The following is a 2,767-nucleotide window of genomic DNA, read 5'->3' as shown; positions in this document are numbered from 1 at the left end:
ATCTAAAAACGCTGTTATGATAAGGTTTGTTAATTATTCAGTAGACATTACATATACACCGAACACCGACTTTTGGCAATACTTCTCTACAATAGTCCGTCATTCAAGTTCAAGTTTTAATAACCCGACTCATGTTACGTATTACTCTACTCATATTGAAAGAAAATAACATCAAATTCGAGGTAATCTATTATGAATTTTTGGAAATGCATTGATTTCATTTTTTATATTTCTTTAACACTTTTGATGGTTAATGACTATTTTCCTGATTCGTTCCTATTTAATTTAATTCCCATAAAGTTAAATATATGGATCATCTTAAGTTTGTATCTTTTATCTATAATATCAAAACGATTCCGCCGTTCCAAAAATACAGACAATATAAATGGTCAGATACTGTCAATAATCTATTTGTTCTTCGTAATGCTTTTGTTGAACGCTTTAGGCGGGAAATCCGCTTCGGGTATAGGTTTAGGAAACATTGGTGTTTGGATAACTTTAGGTATTTCTGTTGGAGAAATTTTTGCGCAGAAACGTAAATCAGAATGAAAAGCAAGCAACGTGCGATGTCTTTTCGCAGGTTGCTTGCTTTGCTTTTACAAGGTTTTCTTACTGGATTCTCGGAAAATTTTAAACAGAATTTAGGCTGCCGAATAGAAGGTGATCACCACAATCCAATTCCAGATTGTATATTGAAGATTACATCGAAGGCTCACCTTACTCTGTGATCTGAGGCAGCCGGTCTCCTGTATCGCTCAGATTATATTCCGTTTCGGTAAGGAGACCTCCGTTTTTATGCAAAGCGTATTCGGAGAAGATAGTACCATCCTATTGAAAAATGGACGTTTGCTCCTTGCATACCTCCTTTTTTCTTATATTTGAATTCTTGGAACAGCTATAAAATTGATTTAATGAAAAAGATAACTGTCATTGAGTTTAGTTTAAACTATTCAGTTCGTTAACAGTAACAATGTTAATAATAGGGAACAAAAATATTGGACCGGGAAAAACCGCCTAGCCTATTGGATTTGATTGAAAAGTCTAAAGATTCAACGAAAACACCCCAAACCAGCATGATATCCGTTATAATACAGGAGTACAAGGCATGTAACGATGCCCAGAATCCGATGTTTAAGGGAGATAAAATGAGAAATATAAAAATGACGATCGAGTATGATGGCGGCAGATACCTGGGATGGCAAAGGCTCGGGGATTCGGACAAAACCATTCAAGGTAAAATAGAGAACATCCTGTCGGCAATGACCGGAGAAGAAATCGAAATCATCGGATCGGGCCGGACGGATGCCGGCACCCACGCCAGGGGACAAGTCGCCAATTTCAAAACGACATCCAAAATGGATTTGAAGGCGATGCAGGATCATCTGATCCGTTATCTCCCGCGCGATATTGTCGTCAAGGAGCTGGAGGAGGTTCCGGAAAGGTTCCATGCCCGCTATCACGCAGCCGGAAAGACATACAGCTATCATGTCTGGAATAATGTCGTTCCTTCCGCATTTGAGCGCCATTACAGCTACCATTACCCTGGACACCTTGATATGGACAGGATGAACGCGGCTTGCCAAAAGCTTGTCGGGAAGCATGACTTCCTCGGCTTCTCTTCACTCAAGAAATCGAAAAAATCAACGATCAGGACCATCAATGAAATCACAGTCCAGCAGGAAGGCAATCTGCTGCACTTTTCGTTCACAGGGGAAGGCTTCCTCTACAACATGGTCCGGATCATGATGGGGACGATCCTTGAAATCGGGGCCGGGACGATGGAACCGGAATACATTGATGTCATCTTCAAGAGCGGAATCCGCAGTGAGGCCGGCATGACCGTCCCTTCCCACGGACTGTTCCTGGATGCCGTTTATTACGATTGACGATAGTCGCAAAATCTAAAAAACTTTGGATGAAGGAAGTGTCCACATGCGTATCAATAAATTTATAAGTGAGGCAGGCACAGCCTCCCGACGAGGGGCCGACAAACTGATTACTGAGGGGCGCGTAACAATCAATGGAAAGCGGGCAACAATCGGCAGCCAAGTGGAGCCGGGGGATGACGTCCGCGTAAACGGTAATCAGCTCTTCGTAGCCAACAACTATGTCTACATTGCCTTGAACAAACCGGTCGGCATCACGAGCACGACCGAAAAAGGCGTCAAGGGGAATATTGTCGATTTGGTCAACCACCCTTTCCGGGTTTTCCATATCGGGCGCCTCGATAAAGATTCTGAGGGCTTGATCCTGCTCACGAATGACGGCGATATCGTCAATGAAATCTTGCGTTCCGAGAACCAGCATGAGAAGGAATACATTGTTTCCGTGGACCGCCCGATCACGCCTGAATTCTTGAAGCAGATGTCAGAAGGGGTCAAAATATTGGATACGGTCACCCTGCCTTGCAAAGTGGAACAGCTATCAAAATATGATTTTAAAATCATATTGACCCAAGGACTCAACCGTCAAATCCGCCGCATGTGCGAGGCATTGGGATACAACGTTTACCGATTGCAAAGGATCCGCATCATGAATATCCAGCTGGACAACCTTCCAGTGGGACAATGGCGCTACCTGTCAAAAAAAGAAAAAGCGCAGTTATTCCAAGAGTTAAACTATGAGCCCAAAGAATGGTGAAACCATAGGCTTGATGAATTTGGAAACCTAAAAAGCCGGATGCCATCCCGACTTTTACAGTTTAATCAATCAAAAAGTGCTAGAAACGTTAATTTTATAATGTTTCTAGCACTTTTCACTTGTTTTT

The 2,767-nt window shown here is 42.4% G+C and carries 3 protein-coding genes; all 3 read left to right on the top strand.

Features of this window, described 5'->3' with window-relative positions; genetic code table 11:
- Positions 1–192 precede the first annotated feature (192 nt).
- The 3 genes from BMZ71_RS15020 (at position 193) to rluF (ending at position 2,640) form a co-directional block, all read left to right on the top strand.
- On the top strand, positions 193–549 hold the full coding sequence (locus BMZ71_RS15020; RefSeq protein WP_068562302.1) for a hypothetical protein: 357 nt from the start codon (positions 193–195) through the stop codon (positions 547–549).
- A gap of 596 nt (positions 550–1,145) precedes the next feature.
- The gene (truA, locus tag BMZ71_RS14390; RefSeq protein WP_086990941.1) at positions 1,146–1,886 is read left to right on the top strand and encodes a tRNA pseudouridine(38-40) synthase TruA; all 741 of its coding nucleotides are present in this window, start codon (positions 1,146–1,148) and stop codon (positions 1,884–1,886) included.
- Between the two features lie 46 nt (positions 1,887–1,932).
- Complete coding sequence (rluF, locus tag BMZ71_RS14385; protein ID WP_086990939.1) at positions 1,933–2,640, top strand: 23S rRNA pseudouridine(2604) synthase RluF; 708 nt, start codon at positions 1,933–1,935, stop codon at positions 2,638–2,640.
- Positions 2,641–2,767 lie beyond the last annotated feature (127 nt).

It is taken from the genome of Trichococcus flocculiformis, assembly GCF_900113645.1.
GTDB classification, from domain to species: domain Bacteria; phylum Bacillota; class Bacilli; order Lactobacillales; family Aerococcaceae; genus Trichococcus; species Trichococcus flocculiformis.
The sequence above is the reverse complement of the archived record's forward strand: the minus strand, read 5'-3'. Positions and strand labels throughout refer to the sequence as shown.